Origin of the sequence: Enterococcus sp. FDAARGOS_375 (assembly GCF_002393265.1) — a bacterium.
GTDB lineage: Bacteria > Bacillota > Bacilli > Lactobacillales > Enterococcaceae > Enterococcus_D > Enterococcus_D innesii.
In genome coordinates this window covers 89,248-110,210 of the sequence record NZ_CP023514.1, presented here as the reverse complement: position 1 = coordinate 110,210, position 20,963 = coordinate 89,248, and the positions used below count along the sequence as shown (strand labels likewise).

The following is a 20,963-nucleotide window of genomic DNA, read 5'->3' as shown; positions in this document are numbered from 1 at the left end:
ATATTTTCTCTCTACCCTTTCACTGATCCGGAATTTAATCCGCTCATAAAGTATTTTTGTCCAAAGATAAATGTAATCAATGCTGGCACCATTGCGATAATAGTTGCAGAAGACATAAGATGCCATTGAGCTCCAAACTGTTGGAAGAACAACTGCATTGCCAAAGGAATTGTCTGTACCTTCGCATCTTGTAAATAGAAAACTACTTGAGCATAGTTGTTCCAAATCCCGATTCCTTGAATGATAACAACGCTCATAAATACAGGCTTTAGCATAGGCAAAATAATTCTGCTAAATCGCTGGATAACTGATGCACCATCAATTGCTGCCGCTTCTTCTAATTCAATCGGAATGTTAGACATGTAACCCGCAATTAGAAAAGTTGCAAATGGCATACTGTTTGCAGCTAACAAAAACATCATCGCAACACGTGAATTGATACCACCAATTGCTTGCATTACTTTGTACAGCGGAACACTATTAATAACTGCCGGTATCATCATACAAAACAGAAAGGTATAGTAAATGAGCTTATTAACCACTATCTTATTTCTCGAAATTGAATAGCCAGCAAGACTCGAACAAAAGAGCAAAATAACGACTGCACCAACCGTTATCACAGCTGAATTTCCAAAAGCCCGAAAAATATCAAACTTATTCATGACCTCACTAAAATTTTCCAATGTAAATTCCGATTGATTATTGAAAAAAGCCAGTTTAATCAGAACAATAAATGGAATCATTGCAATAAGACATAGAAGGACCAAGACAACTCGGTGAATACCAATCAAAAATTTCTTGCTCATTAAATCGCCAGTCCCTTCTTCTTAGTTGCCAAGATATACGCCATTACAGGAATTAGTGTGATAAAGAACATGATGATTGCAACTGCTACCGCATAGCCGGTAGAACCACCATATGACATTCTCATGATATACATACTCAGTGATTCTGTTGCATAACCAGGTCCGCCATCCGTCAGAGCTACAATCGCATCAAAAATTGCTAAAGAACCAATGATATTAGTTAGAATGTTGACCGTAATTGCCGAAGTAATATTCGGCAATTTTACATCGATCAATTTATTCCAATAATTCGCACCATCAATATCCGCTGCTTCGTAAAGCTCTTCTGGAATCGCCTGTAATGCAGAAAGATAGATAATCATAGTCATTCCCGAGAATTGCCAAGTATTAACTAGAATTATCAACGCTAAAGCCAATTTAGGATCAGCTAACCAGTCAAAGACCAATCCATTCATACCCAATTGAGCAAATAACTCTTGCGCGGTACCACCACTCTTCATAATGAAGAACCAAACATACCCCATAATTAATGGTGAAATAATCGCTGGAACGTATACGAAAATTCTTGTAAGTTTTACCATTTTTGACTTTGAGTTCTCTAGCAATAAGGCATACATCAGCCCGAAAAGATTTAGTAGTGGCGTGCTGAATAAGGCAAATACAACTGTATTTTTAATAGCACTCAATGCACGAGGGTCTTTCAGGATATTTTTGAAATTTTCCAATCCAATAAAAATCGGATCAGTGTATCCGTTCCATTTAGTCAAACTCAACCAAAATCCATTTAGGAAAGGATAAATAAAGAAGATAAAAAATACTATAAACGCAGGAAGTGCGAATAAATAATCTATTCTTTTTTTACGCACTTTGTCTCACCGCTTTCACTTAGAATCGTCCCAAGCTTTATTCCACGCATCCGAGTACGCTTTAACGAAATCGTTTGCAGTTTTGTATTGACCTGAAAGGAATGCTTGGACATAACGACCGCTATCATCACCGGAAAATCCTGATGGGAAAACAGTAAATCCTACAGGTACACTATCTTTGATTACTGACTCGTATTCTTCTGGATTATCAATCCATTTAGAATCTACATCACTGTAAGCTGATGGCAAATGTAATGTTTCACTGTATTTTTTTAAATTTTCTTTTTCTAACAGGAACTTGATAAACGCTTTAGCACCATCTTGGTTTTTACTTTTTGCTGGAATACCAAGCGTTGAGTCCTCTGCTGACAACACAACTGGCTTTTTACCATCCTCCATTGGAGCAAACGCCGCAAAACCGATATTCATGTCAGGATTCTTCTCTTTGATTAAACTAACCGCCCAAATACCTTGAGGGATACATGCTACTTTTCCGGAAGCAAAGTTAGCAATTTGGTCGTCATAAGAAGCTGTTGCTGCATTTTCATTGATTATTCCATCTTTTTTCATTGATTCAATTCTTTGAGCAAACACACCAATAGGACCATCATTTTTAGCGAATTTCAAAACGTCTTGATCATTATCAATAAAATACTTTTTCGCTTCGACAATCGAATAATCTTGTTTAACTAAACCATGTCCCCAGAATTCCATGAGTTGACCAAGAGTCCATGAATCTTTACCACCAAGGAACATAGGTGTTACGTCTTTTTTGTTCGTTTTAATTGATGACACGAAATTCTCCCACGTATCCGTTTTTACTTCTGAAATAATATCTTTATTGTAAAAGACACCTCCAATACTTTTAGCAAGAGCTACTTTGAACTGCTTGTTGCTCTTAACATCAGTCACCATTTCCTTGATTGAAGGATCTACGTTATCCCAAAAATCTTCTTTTGATAGATCTAAGAAAAGATCATTATCGATGTAATCGCGTGATATCAGCACTTACAATATCTGGAACATCCCCAGAAGCAAACTTGGTTTGCAATGCGCTACTTGCATCCTTTTGGAACTCTTGAACGACTTTAAAATCTTTATTTTTTGAGTTAAACTCTTCAATCAAATCATCCATTAGCTCTACAGACTCTGTTTTACCATTGAAGAACTTCACTTCTTTGGAAGAATTTTTGTTTCCCGTAGCACCACACCCAGTCAAACTCAATGCCAAGAGAGCAACTCCTGTTAATACTGAAATCTTAACCAATCTTTTCATGATATAACCTCCAATATTTTTGGTGTTTCGTAACACTAAATTACACAAAGAAATATATCACACGCTGATACCGTTTTCAAGTATTTTAAAAAATAAATTTCGTCGACTGACCTTCAACTATGAATGTATCAAGGTTTCGCTCAACAATTTCTTTTTCTCCCTTTTTTATCATCTTTACTAATTCAGTAACTGCCACTGTCCCCTTTTCACTCACATTTTGATTGACCGTTGTAAGTCTCGGGTTAGAAAACTTCGCTAAAACATTGTTGTCAAATCCTGTAATCGAAATATCTTCCGGTATTCTTGCGCCAAGTTCAGATAAGAAACTGATCGCATCGACGGCATAGTAATCAGATGAAAAACAAAGCGCCGTGTAACCATAAAACTTATTAACATATAACTCTTTCAACATGGCTCTACGGATAGAGTCTCTAAAACTCAAATGAAAAAGACTCTTCTCACCAGCCTCTAAACCGTTTCCTAACATAGCCTCACAGTAGCCAGCAAACCTAGCCTCATCAACCCCAATCAACACCTCAGAATCTGATAGAAAAGCAATTTTTTTGTGACCCAAATCAATTAAATACTCAACCAACCCTTTCATGGAATGTTTATCATCAATACCAACGTTGGGTATTTCACTACCGTACGTATCAATAAATACTACTGGTACACTGCTACTCTCATAGAATAGTTTTGCTTCATCCGGAGTATTCCCAAGAACTATAAGCCCTTCAATATCCCAAGCTTGAGCAAGTTTCATACTCTCGTCTATACTTGCTGAAGTATAGAGCATCATATAATAACCACTCTCTCGAATCGTATCCTCTAAGGCACCGATAATTTCACTATAAAAAGGAAATTCCGTGGCATTATTTTCTTCTCTTCGGGCGTAAGTCATAATCACACCGATGATTTTTGACCCACGACGAGCTAATAGACGCCCTCCCATGTTCGATACATAGTTCATCTCGTCGATGGCACTTTGAACCTTTTCCAAAGTTTCTTCAGAAACTTTATTTACACGTCCGTGAAGAACGTTAGATACCGTCGTCGGACTAACTCCAGCTACCTTTGCTAAGTCTTTAATAGTTACCACTATAGAAACATCTCCTTTAAGGTGTTCGGTAACACCTATTATAAGCGTTTTCTTGTAAATATCAACACCAAGAACGTATCAAATTAGCAAGACCAAGAAAAATGCGACGAATTACTAGTAATTTCGCCGCAACTTTCAATCAAATAGTTTGAATCCACTGCTTAGTCATAGATTCGAATTATCGAAAACGACATAGATGAACATTAACAATTGAATAGATTAATGCTGGAATGTTACATTTTCAAAAAAATTGTGATCTTACACCTACTCATCAAGAATTTCTGAAATAAAAATTTTTTCATTTACTTTTATTAAGTCAACAAACTCCGAGTATCTTTCACAATTACGTGGTATAAGTAATCCTATTTTTTTAACTTCAATTTCTTCCCGAGTGGTTACATTTTTTTCGTAAGTTGTTCCTTTTTGTAAATTAAATTTCTCGATATGTTTCTCACCGTTTTCAGGATAAAGATAGAAACCTCTCGATGCGTCGAAACGAAACATGTAAGCTAAAACTTGTAAATAGTCCCGATTTCCAATATTTTCAATTGGTTTGTACTTCGCATCCGCTATGATTCGGTTTGTACAATCTCTACTGATAAAATCAGGATAGATTAATCCTAATTGCCGTCCACTACTAGCAGATAAGAACAAACGTTGTGCACCTTTACCACCTTTATTTTGCGGATGATAAAAAGAATCCTTAATCAATAAGTTGATATATTCCTCCCACAGCCATGCGCCATCAAATAGTATTCCATTTACTTCTTTAGACCCTTCACCAAATTGATGTCGGTCGTATTGCAGAATCATTATACAAAGAAGCTGTAACTGTCTATACTCACGATAATAAGCATGTCGAACCGGGTTCTGCTTATTTTCTAGGACGATCTTGCGCCGGTCATAGAAATTATAGCCCTTTGTCACTTCAATCACACTTGAAGCTTCTTCACGTATTTTTGAAGCAATGGCCAAATGATAGGATTTTGTTTTAACAAACTCTATAGTATGCCTGATTAATTCCATAAGATTATTATCATAAGAAAATTCTCTTTGACTATATGCCACTTTACCTGTAAATGGAGTATTTTGTTTAATATGACACTCCACATTAATCCGCCCTCTTACGTTAGCACTATTATAATTTCTATTAATATATGTTTTGTATATACCTTTACGCATAGCTTTTCTTAAGTACATCGGAAACAAAAAGATTAGTAAGTCCTGTACTCTTTCTTTTTGATTTATTTGCACATGAAGATTAAAAATATTTGGAATATCTAGTACTTTCTCTAATAAATACTGAAATAAAAAATCGGTCTCCCCTTCAGAAAAACGTGAGCTAATAGTCATCTGTTCACTGCCACAACCCAAATAACCCATGACGTTGCCCGTACAATAGTAATCATCGACTTTTTGTAAGACTATTTGATCACCTGTTAAGTCCTCGGCGTCTTTTATTAACTCTGGAAAGACAAATATTCCCTTCTGTTCAAGATTAAAAAGAGTCTTGTCTTCTAAAAGAGCCGCTAGTCGAGGAATCTCGCGTCGAACGCTATCTACTAAGTGATTTTTACAATTATCAATTAGTTTCATAATCGTCGCCTTCGTCGCTACTAACCAGTTTGTATGCTTGATAGAAAGAATCCATTATTTTATCTTCTTCATACATTCCCCGGATATAGTCTTGAAGAAGAGGCTTCAAATAATCGTTCCACAGTTGTTCTTCGTCCAAATCTTTCAATTTCAGAAAATATGCCGCTCCTATATGATAATTAGGATTCAATTCACTAACATTTGAAATAGCAACATTTAAAGAGGTCAGCCTTTTTCGAGCAATCTGCTCTTTTTCTCCAAGATACATTAACATATCACAACTTTGCTCTGCCGTGATTTCAATAAATCTAAAACGTCGACGCATCGCAAAGTCAAAACTGTCTACCGAACGATCAATATCGTTCATAGTTCCAATGATATAAACATTATCAGGAATATAAAATTTTTCTTCCGAACTCTCGTGTAAATTTTCATACTGCGTTGCGACTGCCCCCAACGGACCGCGATAACCTGGATCTACCGAAAAGAAGAGTTCCCCAAATATTTTCGAAATCTCACCGCGATTGATTTCATCAATGATAAAAATATATGGTTTTGCATCAGTACTATCAGAAGCAGGAACATAGTCTTTAAGACCAAACGCTTCTTTTAGATGTGCGACAATAGCCTTACGATAACTATCTAATCCCCCCTGTGGAACTCCCGGTTTTCCTTGATAGATATTGCGACACTGCTCTTTATTATAATACCTTCCTCTTTTTCCATATTCCCAAACACCTTCCATATCCCCACGTACATAACTTTGTAAATGCATATCTTTTTCGTAAGTGATTGTCTTAATGTTGTATGTCGCAGTTATGTCACCTGTTTTGTCTTGAGCTTCATTTACCGCCTCGAAAAACTTCTCCCACGCTTCATCAAAATTATCTATGCCCCCTATCTTCTTTGATTTCCTAGCTAATGTACAAAACTCTTTGAAGACACCAGGACATAATTCAAAACCAATTTGACCCGTTTCATCATCCGTAACAGGTCGCAACCCTTCTACAAAATCAGTATAGTCATAGCTTGGATGAAATTGAACAAAAGCCATTTGATTCAGTTCTTCCGGTGTAAGCTCCTCTAATGTGGCAGTCCGTCCACCAGAAATTAGATCTGCAGCAATCTGCTGTGCAAGAAACGTTTTCCCCGTTCCCGGTGCTCCTCTAAAAATTAGATTCTTGGCGATTAGCAGTTCTTTCGTGTGAGGATTACAATACTCTTCTCTCATGGACTCGCTCTCCTCCTCACTAGATTCATCAAATTTCTCATGGTTCGTAAGCTTAATCATTGCCTTTAGTAATTCTTCATAGTCGATTGCATCGACTGAAGACACAGCTTCATACCCAAATACTTCATTCGGATTTTTACCAAACGTTACATTGATTCCTTCTTCCAAAGGATGACTAAAATACTTCGACGGCTTATTCGGAATCGACACAAATAAAGTGGGCTTATCAAAATACTCTGGTTTCCAGTCAAAATATAAATTCGTCCAATTATCATTATTGACATACGGATACCTATACAGTCTATTGCCAGTGCCAGCGAATTTTCTGCCTAGCGGAAGCCCAGTAGACAACTTTGCTCGCTCTCTGGAACCACCAACTACATAATTTTCTATTTCTTTTCCGTTTTTATCTATCCCAATATTTCCTCGACTATTGTTGACAACTTCAATAAAACTATCGAGATATTCTCGAAATACCATAAGATCTTCACTAGAGATAACTTCTTCTCTTGGCTTCAGATACTTCGACCAATCTGGTTGACTTAGAAACCACGAATAATCTTGGATGTTGTCACTCTCGACATACTCAATTAATTTTTTTGCCTCTTCAAAAGGCGAAGATGAAACGTTCCAAATTGTCTCGCGACCTGTGAAAAAGTACCATTCTTTCGGCTTAAACTCCCGATCCCAGTCTACTAGGATGGTATGCCCATCATTAAGATTTCGTTGGACTGTTCCGGAAGCCTTTAGATTCATTACTGATAAATATTCACCAGACGGATTCTCAAAAGGAAGTCCATTCTTTTTTGTATAAGTTGACTTAATAATAATTTTATCGCCCGGACTCATTGCATCAAGCTTTGAGCGCATCTTTTTATATTGTGTATTTTCTTCTTCTCCAAGCCAACCAAGCACCCATTTTCCTTCTTTGACGAACTGATCCGTTTGATCATTCCCATCAATATTAGCCCCAACGAAATAATAATTCTTCTGACTTACCACTTGTCTTCCCTCATTTCTGATAATCACTCAATAATTAGATTTTAACACACACTAGCTCCTTTGAAGTAAACGTTATCAAACCAATTTTTTTAATAAATATTGGTTGAATTAGGTTATTAATTATAGGAGTTTTATTAATCTAATTCTCGCATTGGTTCTAGAATAAAACATTTAATTATAAATAACAAAAAAAGAAAGTAATCATCTTTACTCTTTGAAGAGTTGACGATTACTTCCCGATGAATTCTCAGATTAATTTCTACTAACAAAATTTTAGCTTCTAAAAATCGCTTGAGAAAAGCTAAAATAGAAACTCCAAACCGCTTTATATGGTTCTGTTGCAAAGTTTTAAATCTACTATCAGATAAGGTAGAATAATAGAAAAAGATAGCAGGAGGAATGACGATGAGTCATTTTAAAGGAAAGCAATTTCAGCAGGATTTGATTATTGCAGCCGTGGGCTACTATCTTCGTTATAACCTTAGCTATCGTGAAGTTCAAGAAATCTTATATGATCGTGGCATTAACGTTTCTCATACGACGATTTATCGTTGGGTGCAAGAATATGGCAAACTACTCTATCAAATTTGGAAAAAGAAAAATAAAAAATCCTTTTATTCATGGAAAATGGATGAAACGTACATCAAAATTAAAGGAAAATGGCATTATTTGTATCGAGCCATCGATGCAGATGGTTTAACCTTGGATATTTGGTTACGTAAAAAACGGGACACACAAGCAGCCTATGCTTTTCTTAAGCGGTTAGTGAAGCAGTTTGATGAACCGAAGGTTGTAGTCACAGATAAAGCCCCCTCTTTTACAAGTGCCTTTAAGAAACTAAAAGAATACGGCTTTTATCAAGGAACAGAACATCGTACCATTAAATACCTGAATAATTTGATTGAACAAGACCATCGTCCAGTAAAGAGACGCAATAAATTCTATCGAAGTTTACGCACTGCCTCTACCACGATTAAAGGCATGGGAGCCATTCGAGGATTATATAAGAAAACCCGAAAAGAAGGCACTCTCTTCGGGTTTTCGGTCTGTACTGAAATCAAGGTATTATTGGGAATCCCAGCTTAAATCATAGATACCGTAAGGGATTTTATTCTTTATTTAAAACTTTACAACAGAACCGAATAATCCAACAGTAATAAAAGATAAAGTCAAAATCCCATAATAAATTTTCAAAAGAACAGACCATTCTTTGATCCTATTAAGAACAGCTATCTCCTCCTCCGTCATCAATCAATTCACCTGTTCTTTCTTCTTTTTTGGATCCATACTCTTTAAGAACTTCTCCTCCAATACCAATAAATGACGATAAACATCATCCATCGACCAGCCTGAAGAAAGACTAAGGCAATATAAAAAATCACAAGGTAACGTTTTTACTGCACGGTTTCTTGTTACCCAGCTTGCTACCGTACTCTGCTTATATCCATGTAACTCACAAAATTGCTCTACCGTAAGACCTAACCGCGAAATAATAAACACATTGATCGGGTAGGGATATACAAAGGTATTGATACTCATAGTCAGAAAGACCTCCCACGATATTATTACGTTTGCGATAATAGTACTACTCTTTCTTAAGACCAGCAAGCAAGGCGGAAGAAAAAGTAGGAACGTATCATAGATATAATGTAATAGGCAATTTGCACCTTTTAATTTCAGCCTGTATCGATCATGAACAGATCTGTTTGCACGCCGATCTTATTGGGATCTATCAAGCGTTTCAGTGCTGTCTGGATAAACGTGTATTCTCTTCCAAAAGCTTCTGAGATCGCAGCGAAATAAGCCCCCTGGCTTTCTTTTTTTAGCCGAATAACGGAGCACATCAATCCATGTATCGAAGCTAGCATAATACCTCCTTTACGACCAGCACGAACACGAAAATGAATTTTGTTCTCTTCTCTCAACTGCTTCAGCACTTTGTCCAGGGAACGTTTTGGGATCTTTAAACGTTCAGTTAACTCTTTTTTTGTAGAAAGAATGTATGGTTGTTCTTCATAGGATTGCTCATTCAAATAGGACACTAGATCTTCTGCCCATTCATGACTATGTGAATATTTGCGAACAGCTCTTTCTTTCTTGAATTTCCACCAACCCCGTTTTTTGTTGAATAGCTGCTCTTCAGAAAGATTGGCATCGACCCACTCTTGGCATAATAGGACAATTTTTTCTCTGTGCGCTGCTTGATATTTTCCAGAGTAAGCGGATCGAATGATTCTGGTTAATTCTCGATCAGATAAAGGGTTAGCCAAGCGGTCATTGAATTCTAACATCGTCAATTCACATGCTTCTACTTCGTATCCTGACGAAAAGTATGCCAAAGACAAGGTGAATATCACATTATTTCGACCATATACGCCCTTTTCACCTTGTATTTTTTGACTTTTTAGCAACAGCTGGAACCAAGGTTCATCAACTTGACGAAATTCTTGAGTAGATGGCAATACAAAAACGTTCTTGATCTCCGCTTTTTTGTCCGCATCTTCTCTCATTGACCAGTCGATCCATTCTTCGAAACTATAACGATAATGTGGTTCAAAGAATAAAACATTCTCTTCAGAAGGCATTCGTGTGATCCCAAAATGATTGGCATTTACATCAACAGGAAACCGATAATCATTTGAAAATTTGTTTCTTAGATTTTTTGAGATCATTTTAGCCACATTGATCACTTTAAAATTTGATTTCTTCGTCACGTATGCAGGCTTGTCTAGTACATAGAAAGCTTGAAATCCATGCGGTGTACGTAAAATCATTGTAGGCATAAAGCCGATCTCGTGACTGGCTAAGATAATTTCTCCGTAGTCAAAGTTTGGATCCAATGTGTCAAAATCAACAAAGAATGTATTGATTTGACGTAAATTGTCCTCCGAATGGCCTTTTGTAAACATTCTGGCTTCATCAGCATACGTTCCATAGCGAAATACATTTGGTGTCCAATGAGTGAATCGATTATTGTTTTCGATCACCCCTTCTTCTGAAGTGATCACTAGTCCAATCCCCTCGATCATGTGTTCCTTTGAACGGTACGCAAAAATAGCCCCCTTTCCCGACTGATCACTAAAAGAGACCGGTTTTAGGTGGCTGTTTTTATATTTAAATTTACGAATACCATTTTGTAATACCGTCGAATATACGACATCCAAAGAAGCTGCCATGACTTTATTCCTTCCCAAACTAAAAGAGAACACAAATAATCTTAAAGATTTGTGTTCTCTCAATGGCTTAGAAGTCTCAAAGGAATGACAAAATAAGCGTATATATATTGAGTTGCTCGTCAAAAAATGGTAGAATAAGTCTGTAAGTTCGGATTGTCAGTCCGAAAGACTTATCAAAATTACATAAGTGGTCTCCAGCCGCTTACATAATCCCTGAGACGAGCGAGAACACATAGTTGTTGTATGTGATTCAGATGAAAGAGTGACCCAATTCACTTTTTTATCCGTCTCTTTTTTTATTTTTTTTTTCAGTTCTATAAATACAAACCTAGCATATCTTACTTTTTCCATCTTGTAAACTCTTATTTTTTATAATTTAATATAGTTATTGTCGCACAAACCTATTAATACCAACAATTACATCAGGCATTAAAACACTTAAGTACTTAAGTGTTTTAATGCCTTTTTTTAGTACTTAAGTACTATGACGTTTTAAAGTTGCATTTAATTGCTGATAAATCACATTCTAAACATAGCCGAATTAAAAGTACTTAAATACTAAAGGTGCTATTGACTCGTAACTTTCTAGGTGGTATTATTATATTGCATACAAGTATTTTAACACTTTAGTACTTAACTTAAGGAGGTAGGAAAATGAAAAAAAATCGATCGAATTCAGCAGAAATTATTTCGCTAGTTAAACAAGTCAAAGATCTCGTTGCTGAAAAAGGTGGTCCCATTGTAATTTCTGTTGCAAATCAAAAAGGTGGTGTTGGGAAAAGTGCTACCGTAGATAATCTGGCTGAACTGTTTGCTAGTTTCGATCTTATAACAGATATCATAGACATAGACGCACAGTCAAGTATAACTAACCTAAAAACTGATCTTAGAAATATCATCGATGAAAATCTACCAGAAATGACTCAAGTAATGCTAGAGGAAGAAACATTAGAGAACATTACTTATCAGATTAAGAATAATCTATTTATTTCCCCAACAACCTTGCGTCTATCAGATGCCGAACTTAACCTAGTTAACGCTACATTAAGAGAACTGATTCTGAAGAAGAACATAGAGAGCCTTGAGACAAAATTTGATATCATTTTGATTGATTGCCCTCCTTCAAGAGGACTGCTTACTGTAAATGCTCTTAGTGCATCAGATTACATCTTAATTCCTGTTCAGTCCGAGTACCAAGCTCTAGTAAGTATAGAGTTGCTTTTTTCTACAATCAATAAAGTAAAAAATTCAATTAATCCTAATCTAAAGGAACTTGGCTATGTAGTCACTATGGCAACTAATACAAACCACAGTGACGAAATTATTGAGGAAGTTAAATCTGACGATAAAGCGGAAGTTATTTCTATCATCGATAGAAGCATCGTAGTTTCCGACGCTGGCGTTGCTAACATGTCAGCTTACGAGTTTGATTCAAATAATAAAGCTGGCATTGCATACTATAATCTTGCGGTGACAGTTCTACAGAAAATAGTATCAGAAGGAGTTGTATAAAATGGCTAAACGTGTATCTATTAAAGACAAAAATATAGCTAAAACAAATGATATCGACACACTATTTCCTACTTCAAAACCACAAACTTCCAATCAAAATGGAACTAAAAAGAAAATTAATATTCTTAGAAAAATTGAAGATATAATTTCATATTACAAAAATTTTAAAGGCGGTAAACAAGTTTCGATATACTTGCCTGAAGAGATTCATCGAATGGTTAAAATGAAAGCCGCACAAGACGATCGAAATATGAAAGACGTAATGAAAGATTTAATTCTCGATAACTATCTAACTGAGTCAGAAATTAAAGAAGCCTACCGTTCATACGTTGATAAATTAGAGGAAGATAGCAAGTAGACATGAGACACTTTAGTACTAAAACATTTTTATTGTTTAGTGCTAAAGTGTCTTTTTCATACTATCATCATAACACGAACTTTTTAGTATTAAAGTACTTAACCGTTTAAGTGCTTAACCATTAAAACGTTTTGCTACTGACTTCTTTCGACGAAGGCAATCGAAACTTCGTAATCTTTATTTTTTGGATTAATTTTAGGGGGACTCCGCAGCTTCTTATTGTATTCAGGGTCTTTAATATTTAAGTGTTTAAGTACTTTATAATTAAAACTCTTAAGATCTTTGGGACTTACGGAGTATATTGTTATTATTATCCAAACGGTGGAACGTCCACCTATTTAAACATTTTGACACTTTGGTATTTTGACACTTAACCATTAAAACCGCAATGATAGAATTTTGATCTGTTCTCTTGACTTAATCAGCGAACATCCACTTAGGTTACTTGAAAATGGAAAAAAAGATTATTCTGTGGTATTTAAGAACGGAAGGCAATTGATCACAACGAAATATTTGAGAAAGTTATTGAATAACGGTTTTTCCATCTTTTTATTGATTACCCTACCTCGTTGTTATATGACCGTGTTTGTACACCTCCAGTAACTTAGGATAAGCTACTTGGGGTGTGTTTTTTTTCGGGTTTGGAGTCCGACTATCTTTATTTGTATCTGAAATAAAACGGAGATAGTTTCATTAAACGTTTATATATTAGTGTTTCATACTGTTTCAGGTAGTAGTTTTAGTGAAAAAATTTTTAGGAAATTTGTATATTTTATACTACTAGATAGTACTGTTTTTTTATGGAAAAAATCATATGTAATTGTTTCATATGTATCTGAATGTTTCTAAAGATAACTATGTAGAAATATAAACAAATTAACGATCTAGTTTAAGTTATGTCAAACAACGTTAGTCTCCTCTCACGTGGTTTATTAGCAAGAATAAGTTTTTTCTTTTTCTAAGAGGGAGTATGCTAAAATAAGAGGGTATATAGCAATTTAATTAAGAGATAGGAGTGTATCTTTTTGGGTGCAGAATTAAATCAAAAATTATTTAGTGCGGCAGATAATCTCCGTAGCAAAATGGATGCGTCAGAATATAAAAATTATGGTTCTGTTGCAAAGTTTTAAATAAAGAATAAAATCCCTTACGGTATCTATGATTTAAGCTGGGATTCCCAATAATACCTTGATTTCAGTACAGACCGAAAACCCGAAGAGAGTGCCTTCTTTTCGGGTTTTCTTATATAATCCTCGAATGGCTTCCATGCCTTTAATCGTGGTAGAGGCAGTGCGTAAACTTCGATAGAATTTATTGCGTCTCTTTACTGGACGATGGTCTTGTTCAATCAAATTATTCAGGTATTTAATGGTACGATGTTCTGTCCCTTGATAAAAGCCGTATTCTTTTAGTTTCTTAAAGGCACTTGTAATAGAGGGGGCTTTATCTGTGACTACAACCTTCGGTTCATCAAACTGCTTCACTAACCGCTTAAGAAAAGCATAGGCTGCTTGTGTGTCCCATTTTTTACGTAACCAAATATCCAAGGTTAAACCATCTGCATCGATGGCTCGATACAAATAATGCCATTTTCCTTTAATTTTGATGTACGTTTCATCCATTTTCCATGAATAAAAGGATTTTTTATTTTTCTTTTTCCAAATTTGATAGAGTAGTTTGCCATATTCTTGCACCCAACGATAAATCGTCGTATGAGAAACGTTAATGCCACGATCATATAAGATTTCTTGAACTTCACGATAGCTAAGGTTATAACGAAGATAGTAGCCCACGGCTACAATAATCACATCCTGCTGAAATTGCTTTCCTTTAAAATGATTCATCGTCATTCCTCCTGCTATCTTTTTCTATTATTCTACCTTATTTGATAGTAGATTTAAAACTTTGCAACAGAACCGAAAAAATTAATGCGGCTCAATATGATCAAAAGTTACGGTTTTACTCTTCTAGCATCCAGATTATAGTAGATATTGATCCTATAAAAATCAGCCAGGTTATTCAAAATTTACTGAGTAATGCTATTAATCATTCTGAGAATGGTCGTGAAAATGATATTTCTATCAATGAAAAGGGAGATACTGTCCTAGTTTCGGTCGAAAATCCTGGTCCTGAGATTCCCGATGAGATGAAGGAATTAATCTGGGAAAGGTATCAACAAATCCAGCATCAAGGTGGCCACAAAGAGGGGACTGGTGTTGGACTGGCTATTGTGCGGACTATACTTGAAACTCATCAAATGAATTTTGGTATCAGATCTAAAAATGGCATCAATTGTTTCTGGTTTGAAGTAAAAAAACCTATAAAGTAACCCAGCCACCCGTGAAAACGGATGACTTTTTAATACCATTAGAAGGGGCCTACACTCGCGGCCCCTTAAAAGGGGCTTTTTAAAAGACTGCCACCCTCTCACCTTCGCTCATTTACTTCTCTTTATTTTAAATGGGTCTACGTACTCTCTTTTCCTTATACTATCCCGAATACGATCATCCGCTTCTTGTTCACGAAAATAGTTCTCAATTGTCTTTTGACTCAATCCTATTTTACTTACATAGTATTAGTATTCCTTTGACCAAAAAGATTTGTTTCCATATTTATATTTGAGATTTGCATGTTGTTCATGGATTAGCACGACACTCCAACCTTTCAGATATCCCATGAAACTGGATATACTCATTTTAGGCGGCACCCGAACTAGCATATGAATATAGTCTGGCATTGCACGTGCTTCGATGATTTCCACATCTTTCATTTCACGTAACTTCCTTAGTATCTTTCCAATGTCTTTTAATCATTGTCCATAAATGACTTCCGTCTATACTTTGGTGTAAAGACAATGTGATACTTACAATTCCAACGAGTATGCGCTAAACTTTTATCGTCATTTGACATGAAAAAAATCCTTTCGATACGATGAGCGGTTGGTAGCAACTCACTAATATATCGAAAGGAGTTTTTTATCGCTAAAGTTACTTCACCCACGCGTAGGAACGCGCGGTTTTCTTGTTTCGCACGCTTTACGCACGAAACTGACTAAAGTCATTAATAAAAAGAAATTTCACGGACATCCATGAAGAGTGTTCGTCAAATCTTTTTTTAGTGCGTAGAGGCGATTTTGTCCCAGCCTCTTTTTCTCAACGTAGCTTTAGTCTTGAAGCTTTTTCAAATAAAAACGTTGCGATACATAATCCCCAGTTAATTCAGGGTCAATATAAAAACCGATATTCATCAGCTCATCACCATAATAGATATCATCATTGAACTGATAGGACCCCTTAGGATCCAAATCGGCCAGTTTCAAATTAAATAAAGGATAAGAAGCTTCAGCCAGCACGCGGAAATAAAAAACTAGCGCCTCGCTTTGATCAGGGGCGGTCACCATCCACGCCACATCGTTACTTTCAAAAGGACTCACTAGGCGGGTGAATTTCCCAAATTGCAACAAGTGACGGTATTTTTTATACTCGGCCACTTGCAGCTTAATGGCTTCTTTTTCAGCTAGAGACAAGGCAGTCAAGTCTAGCTCGTAACCAAAAATTCCGGCAAATGCCGTATCGCCGCGGGTCTCAAGACTTGTGATTCGTCCTGTTTGATGGTTAGGCACGGCTGAGACATGGGCTCCCATAGTGGATAGCGGATAAGCCAAGCTCGTCCCATATTGAATCTTCAAACGCGCGACGGCATCGGTATTGTCACTGGTCCAAGTTTGTGGCATATAATGCAGCATCCCCGCATCAAAACGGCCACCACCACCTGAGCAACTTTCAAACAAAATATCCGGAAATTCTGTGATCATTTTTTCCAAGAAGTCATATAACCCCAGCATGTAGCGGTGACTGACTTCTCCTTGTTGTTCTGGTGCCAATAAAGTAGAGTAGATTTCAGTCATATTACGATTCATATCCCATTTGACATAATCGATATTGACAGTCTTAAAAATCTGGCGCATTTGTCCATAGATATAATCTCGAACATCTTGTCTGGAAAAATCTAAGACATATTGGTTACGACCAAGAGAGCGGCCTCGCTGAGGGACTTGCAAGATCCAATCAGGATGGGCTCTAAAGAGATCACTATCTTCTGAGACCATCTCCGGCTCAAACCACAGCCCAAACTGCAACCCTCTTTGGTGGGCTTCATCAGAGATCCGCTTCAATCCTCCTGTGATCTTGCCTTCATTTTCATACCAATCCCCTAGAGAGGTGAAGTCACTTTCTCGGGCGCCAAACCAGCCATCATCGAGAACGAACATCTCAATCCCCAGATCAGCTGCTTCATCTAATAAAGCCAACAGTTTTTCCGAATCAAAATCAAAATAGGTCGCTTCCCAGTTGTTGACTAAAGTGGGCCGTTCTTGCTGTTGATACTTCCCTCTTACCAAATGTTGATTGATAAAATGATGGAAAGACTGGGACATCTGGTTCAAACCGTTGGCGGCATAAGTCATCATGACTTCTGGTGTTTCAAAAGTCTCTGTTGGCGCCAGCTGCCAAGTAAAGTTAAAGGGATTGATCCCCATCATGATGCGCGTTTGCTGATAAGGGTCCACTTGTACGGTGGTGCGGTGATTGCCGCTATAGATCAAGCAATAACCATAGGCATCCCCGGCAAATTCTGTCGTATTTGGCGCAACTAAGACGGCAAAAGGATTTTGTTGGTGAGAGCTAGATCCTCTTTTACTGTCAATACTCTTGATGCCAGTATGCAAAGCTTCTCGGGTGATTTGTCTTTCCCGTGCCCAAGTACCATTCAATTGGATCAGTTCAAGGGACTGTTGCGGGAAATCCATCGACATGCTAGCCAAATGATCAATCGCCACCACTTGAGACCCCCGATTTTCCACTGCGGTGGAACGCACTAGAACATCACTATCTGGAAACAAGCTATAGTTCAGCGTCAGACGCAGGGCAGCGACTTCATCCACCAAATGGATCTTTAATGTCTGGGCACCATTTGCAGCATAGGTGGCAGGCAGTCCCTTTAGTGAAGGTTTACTATCTAAGATCTCATAAGACTCATAGCGAAAATCGGTTTCCCGACTGCCATTGGTATGTTTGAAATTATAAGCCGGTTCCCGAAAATCGCCATAACCATAGCCAGGATACTCCATCAGTAACGTATCGATGGAAAACAGCCGGTCAGGATGTTGTGGTGGGTTAGGAGAAAAGGAACGGTCAGTTCGTGGATAAGCTAAAAGACCGTGGTAATTGCTGATCGCCTTGCCATAATAAAGATGGGACAGATAACCATATTCCTCGACTTGGATCAAATAGCTAAAGCGCTCATTGCTTAGATGGAAAACTTTGTGGGTAGCATCGTATTGAATCATGGGAAAAATCCTTTCTTTCACGTTTATTTAACAGATCCGCTGGTCATACCGGAAATGATATTCTTCTGGAAGATCAGGTACACGATCAAGATCACTACGATCCCCACCACATAAGAAGCAAAAGATGGGCCGTAATCGCTGAAATATTGACCTTGATAATTGTATTGGAACAAAGGCAATGTCCAGTTGGAAGAATCTTTGTTCAAGATCAACAACGGCAACAAGAAGTCATTCCACAACCATAGGGCATTGATGATCAAGGTGGTGGCATGCATTGGTTTCATCAATGGAAAAGCGATCTGGAAATACATCCTTAATTTGCTACAACCATCGATCTCGGCCGCTTCATCCAGTTCCACAGGGATCGCTTGTTTGATATACCCTACATATAAGAACAATGTTTGCGGGACGGAATAAGCCAGATACAAAATGATCAAACCGCCGATATTTGACAGTCCTAATTTAGTCATCATGGAAGTGATCGGGATCATGATCACTTGGAAAGGAACGAAGATCCCCAAGATCAAGAATGAATACATCAAGGCAAAGGCTTTTTTACGGGAAATATTACGGGCGATGGCAAAAGCCGCCATCGGCACAAAGATCGTGATCAATACGATCGTCACTACTGAAATAGTAGCTGAATTGAAGAAATAATGACCGATACCATCTGAAACCAACCGTTGATAATTATCCGTGGAAAAAGGATTCGGTAAGCCAAAGAAATTATTGGTGATCTGAGAGGTCTCTTTAAAAGAACTGACAACGGTCAAATATAAAGGAACCAAGATCAAGATAAAACCTAAGATCAAGAAGAGATAATTTAAGGGACTACTTTTTGTTTTCATGGTAAACCTCCTATATTTTGCAGCCTGCTTATCAGCTGATCCTTTCAATGAAAGATCCTGATAGTTGTTTAGAAGTCGGTGGTATCCGGATCTTCGGCCTTGCCTACGACACCACCTAAGCTGTCGATGATCTGCATATCTTCGGCGCTGAGTTGGAAATCAAAGACTTCCGTATTTTCCTTGATCCGACTAGGGGTGATCGATTTGGGTAATGGTAAAAAGCCATGTTGCAAGGACCATCTCAACACCACTTGCGCGATGGTCTTGTGATACTTGTCAGCTAATGCCATGATCTCTGGCACTTGGAAGATCCGCCCAGTCCCCAGTGGGGAATAAGCCTCTAATAAAATCTGCTGCTCTTGACAATAGGCGACCTCTGCCGGTTGTAACTCCCCAGGCGCTAAAAACATCTGGTTGACCATCGGCTTGATCTCTGCTGTCTGCAGCAACGCTTCCAGATGATGTTGCCGAAAATTCGATACCCCGATAGCGCGGGCTTTCCCTGCTCGATATAAGGCTTCTAAACCCCGCCACGTCTCCTTATTAGCTTGTTGCCAATGGTCACGGAATTCTGGTGGATTCGGCCAATGGATCAATAATAGATCCACATAGTCGGTGGCCAATTTTTCCAGAGATTCTTCAAAACTAGCCAGTGCTTTATCATAGGTATGTTGATCGTTCCAAATCTTAGTCGTGACAAACAATTCTTTTCGTGAAACGCCACTTTGCTGGATCGCCCCGCCGATACTAGTTTCATTTTCATAGACTTGGGCGGTATCGATATGCCGATAGCCGATCTCTATGGCGGTTTTGACAGCCTTGATGGTGGCTTCACTATCGGGAGCCTGCCCCGTTCCTAAACCTAAAACTGGGATCTTGACACCATTTGCTAAGGTATAAGTCGCAGTCAAATCTTTCATTTCTATCATTAGGAAGTTCCTCCTATCTACTATGCTTCAAAGCGTTTTGATGTTTTGATCTGGATCAATGAGATCACCGCTACTGCCAAGAATAACAAGACAGCGATGGCATTGGCATAACCGTATTGGTTACTCTTGAAGGCATAATTGTAGACCAATAGCCCCATCGTGGTGGTCTTATCACTAGGACCGCCACCAGTCAGTGCGTAGATCAAATCAAAAGCCGTCAAACCAGCTTTTAGTGCCATGATAAAAACCATACTCAAGGAAGGGATCAAATAAGGGATCTCTATCTTCAAGAATTTTTGCCAATTGTTGGCCCCATCCATCGCAGCTGCCTCTAAGATCTCACTGGGGATACTTTGAAGACCGGATAAGAAGATCACAATGGGCATTGCCACCCCTTGCCATAATGCGACAAACAAAACACCCCAAAAGACAGTCTTTTCATCGGCGATCAGATTGCTTTGCAACCAGCTGATGCCCAGTTTTTCTCCTAGTTGAGGAAGACCATAGTTGAAAATCTGTTTAAAGATCAACCCTAGGGTCACGGTACTCAAAACTGCTGGGAAGAAATAGGCTGTGCGAAAGAAGCCCACGCCTTTTAATTTTTTATTCAAGAAACGGGCAATAACGATCCCCAGTACGATCTCACCAACAATAAGTCCTAATGTGAAATTAATGGTGAAGCCCACTGATTTGGCAAATTTCTGATCGGCAAAGACCGCTGTAAAGTTTTTCAAGCCGATAAAGTTGTAGTTCGAGGTCAAACCAGTCCAGTCCGTCAAGCTATAGAAAAACCCTTGGATCATGGGGATATAAAAGAAGATCAGTTGTAACACGATGGGCACTAAGACGAAGAGATAGGCCCAGGTCAAGTTGTGACGTTTTTTAATATTCATGATTTACCTCCAATTAGAAAGGGC

General features: G+C 37.8%; 18 protein-coding genes and 2 pseudogenes. 5 read left to right on the top strand and 15 right to left on the bottom strand.

What is annotated here, in order from left to right; genetic code table 11:
- Positions 1-11: 11 nt before the first annotated feature.
- The 7 genes from CO692_RS00745 to CO692_RS00715 all read right to left on the bottom strand — a co-directional run bounded on the left by CO692_RS00745 (position 12) and on the right by CO692_RS00715 (position 7,876).
- The gene (locus CO692_RS00745; RefSeq protein WP_096741262.1) at positions 12-806 is read right to left on the bottom strand and encodes a carbohydrate ABC transporter permease; all 795 of its coding nucleotides are present in this window, start codon (positions 804-806) and stop codon (positions 12-14) included.
- A complete protein-coding gene (locus CO692_RS00740) occupies positions 806-1,672 on the bottom strand; it encodes a carbohydrate ABC transporter permease (RefSeq protein ID WP_096741261.1) in 867 nt (288 codons plus the stop codon). Before CO692_RS00740 ends, CO692_RS00745 begins: the two co-directional genes overlap by 1 nt.
- A 15-nt stretch (positions 1,673-1,687) precedes the next feature.
- A complete protein-coding gene (locus tag CO692_RS00735) occupies positions 1,688-2,680 on the bottom strand; it encodes an ABC transporter substrate-binding protein (protein ID WP_096741260.1) in 993 nt (330 codons plus the stop codon).
- Positions 2,652-2,948, bottom strand: coding sequence for a hypothetical protein (locus CO692_RS00730; RefSeq protein ID WP_096741259.1), 297 nt, complete (start codon positions 2,946-2,948; stop codon positions 2,652-2,654). Before CO692_RS00730 ends, CO692_RS00735 begins: the two co-directional genes overlap by 29 nt.
- A gap of 85 nt (positions 2,949-3,033) precedes the next feature.
- Positions 3,034-4,047, bottom strand: coding sequence for a LacI family DNA-binding transcriptional regulator (locus CO692_RS00725; RefSeq protein WP_096741258.1), 1,014 nt, complete (start codon positions 4,045-4,047; stop codon positions 3,034-3,036).
- Between the two features lie 264 nt (positions 4,048-4,311).
- A complete protein-coding gene (locus CO692_RS00720) occupies positions 4,312-5,643 on the bottom strand; it encodes a 5-methylcytosine restriction system specificity protein McrC (RefSeq protein ID WP_096741257.1) in 1,332 nt (443 codons plus the stop codon).
- Positions 5,630-7,876, bottom strand: a complete 2,247-nt coding sequence (locus tag CO692_RS00715; RefSeq protein WP_226818083.1) for an McrB family protein — start codon at positions 7,874-7,876, stop codon at positions 5,630-5,632. Before CO692_RS00715 ends, CO692_RS00720 begins: the two co-directional genes overlap by 14 nt.
- A gap of 405 nt (positions 7,877-8,281) precedes the next feature.
- Between CO692_RS00715 and CO692_RS00710 the strand changes: the two genes are divergently transcribed.
- Positions 8,282-8,962, top strand: coding sequence for an IS6 family transposase (locus CO692_RS00710; RefSeq protein ID WP_192940702.1), 681 nt, complete (start codon positions 8,282-8,284; stop codon positions 8,960-8,962).
- A 165-nt stretch (positions 8,963-9,127) separates the two neighbouring features.
- Here the strand turns inward: CO692_RS00710 and CO692_RS00705 are convergent, their stop codons facing one another.
- Positions 9,128-9,415: a type III secretion system protein PrgN gene (locus CO692_RS00705; protein WP_096741255.1), complete on the bottom strand. Its 288-nt coding sequence runs from the start codon at positions 9,413-9,415 to the stop codon at positions 9,128-9,130.
- A 137-nt stretch (positions 9,416-9,552) separates the two neighbouring features.
- Positions 9,553-11,052: a primase C-terminal domain-containing protein gene (locus CO692_RS00700; protein WP_096741254.1), complete on the bottom strand. Its 1,500-nt coding sequence runs from the start codon at positions 11,050-11,052 to the stop codon at positions 9,553-9,555.
- Between the two features lie 654 nt (positions 11,053-11,706).
- Between CO692_RS00700 and CO692_RS00690 the strand changes: the two genes are divergently transcribed.
- The 3 genes and pseudogenes from CO692_RS00690 to CO692_RS00680 all read left to right on the top strand — a co-directional run.
- Positions 11,707-12,564, top strand: coding sequence for a ParA family protein (locus CO692_RS00690; RefSeq protein ID WP_096741252.1), 858 nt, complete (start codon positions 11,707-11,709; stop codon positions 12,562-12,564).
- A 1-nt stretch (position 12,565) separates the two neighbouring features.
- On the top strand, positions 12,566-12,922 hold the full coding sequence (locus CO692_RS00685) for a hypothetical protein (RefSeq protein WP_010731559.1): 357 nt from the start codon (positions 12,566-12,568) through the stop codon (positions 12,920-12,922).
- 1,025 nt (positions 12,923-13,947) lie between these two features.
- A pseudogene (locus CO692_RS00680) lies at positions 13,948-14,031 on the top strand (type I restriction-modification system subunit M N-terminal domain-containing protein); the annotation flags it as partial.
- Positions 14,032-14,085: 54 nt separating this feature from the next.
- On the opposite strand, the gene CO692_RS00675 reads toward CO692_RS00680, so the two are convergent.
- Positions 14,086-14,766, bottom strand: coding sequence for an IS6-like element IS1216 family transposase (locus CO692_RS00675; RefSeq protein WP_192940701.1), 681 nt, complete (start codon positions 14,764-14,766; stop codon positions 14,086-14,088).
- Positions 14,767-14,807: 41 nt separating this feature from the next.
- Between CO692_RS00675 and CO692_RS00670 the strand changes: the two genes are divergently transcribed.
- Complete coding sequence (locus CO692_RS00670) at positions 14,808-15,251, top strand: sensor histidine kinase (RefSeq protein ID WP_192940700.1); 444 nt, start codon at positions 14,808-14,810, stop codon at positions 15,249-15,251.
- Positions 15,252-15,359: 108 nt separating this feature from the next.
- Here the strand turns inward: CO692_RS00670 and tnpA are convergent.
- The 5 genes and pseudogenes from tnpA to CO692_RS00645 form a co-directional block, all read right to left on the bottom strand.
- A pseudogene (gene tnpA, locus CO692_RS00665) lies at positions 15,360-15,832 on the bottom strand (IS200/IS605 family transposase).
- A gap of 253 nt (positions 15,833-16,085) precedes the next feature.
- Positions 16,086-18,269, bottom strand: coding sequence for an alpha-galactosidase (locus tag CO692_RS00660; protein ID WP_096741248.1), 2,184 nt, complete (start codon positions 18,267-18,269; stop codon positions 16,086-16,088).
- Positions 18,270-18,292: 23 nt separating this feature from the next.
- On the bottom strand, positions 18,293-19,117 hold the full coding sequence (locus tag CO692_RS00655; protein ID WP_096741247.1) for a carbohydrate ABC transporter permease: 825 nt from the start codon (positions 19,115-19,117) through the stop codon (positions 18,293-18,295).
- Between the two features lie 68 nt (positions 19,118-19,185).
- Positions 19,186-20,037 (bottom strand): aldo/keto reductase, encoded by an 852-nt coding sequence (locus CO692_RS00650; protein WP_096741283.1) that lies wholly within the window; start codon positions 20,035-20,037, stop codon positions 19,186-19,188.
- A gap of 29 nt (positions 20,038-20,066) precedes the next feature.
- A complete protein-coding gene (locus CO692_RS00645) occupies positions 20,067-20,939 on the bottom strand; it encodes a carbohydrate ABC transporter permease (protein WP_096741246.1) in 873 nt (290 codons plus the stop codon).
- Positions 20,940-20,963: the final 24 nt, after the last annotated feature.